The organism is Dellaglioa sp. CoH-57-MRSF-22 (genome assembly GCF_056781895.1).
This window is the reverse complement of record NZ_JBXAXT010000059.1, coordinates 1-542: the sequence shown is the minus strand read 5'-3', so window position 1 is coordinate 542 and position 542 is coordinate 1. Positions and strand designations below refer to the sequence as shown.

Annotated in this window: 2 protein-coding genes; both read left to right on the top strand. The window is 57.0% G+C overall.

What is annotated here, in order from left to right:
• A partial coding sequence (locus AC1RPR_RS08130) for a hypothetical protein (RefSeq protein WP_481763458.1) occupies nt 1-271 on the top strand: 271 nt, incomplete at its 5' end.
• Nucleotides 271-542: DNA gyrase subunit A (locus AC1RPR_RS08125; RefSeq protein WP_481763457.1), on the top strand; the 272-nt coding region annotated here is incomplete at its 3' end. The genes AC1RPR_RS08130 and AC1RPR_RS08125, both read left to right, overlap by 1 nt.

Sequence of the window (542 nt, the reverse complement as noted above, 5' to 3'; positions counted from 1 at the left end):
GGATGAAGGTTTGATCCGCACACTAATCATGGACCCGGATACGCGCCATTTGATCAAGATCAAACCTTTGGTCGAATCGGACCATGTTGACTTCGTGAAGCTAATGTCGGATGACGTGGATTACCGCCGTCAGATGCTAGGCCTTCCGAGCGCCGGGGCTGATGACGCTGAGGAAGAGCCGGCACCGAAGAAGACAGCAAAGAAGGCGGCGGCAACGCCGGAAGCAAAACCTGTGGCCAAGAAGGCCGCGACTAAGAAGAAGGTAGGGTAATGGCAAAGGACACGTTGAAGTCCAAGAAGAAGGTTGTGGCGGCTCCGACCGAGGATCGCAACCTCGGGCACGAATCGCTGCGCGACTTCTCGACGCGCAGTATGAAGACGTATGGCGTGACCGTGAACCTCGACCGCTCAGTGCCCGACTTGTTTGATGGACTGAAGCCCGTGCATCGACGTATCCTGTGGGGCGCGTCGCATCACGAGAAGCGCTTCATCAAATCGGCACGCGTAGTCGGTGACGTGGTTGGTCGTTATCACCCACACGG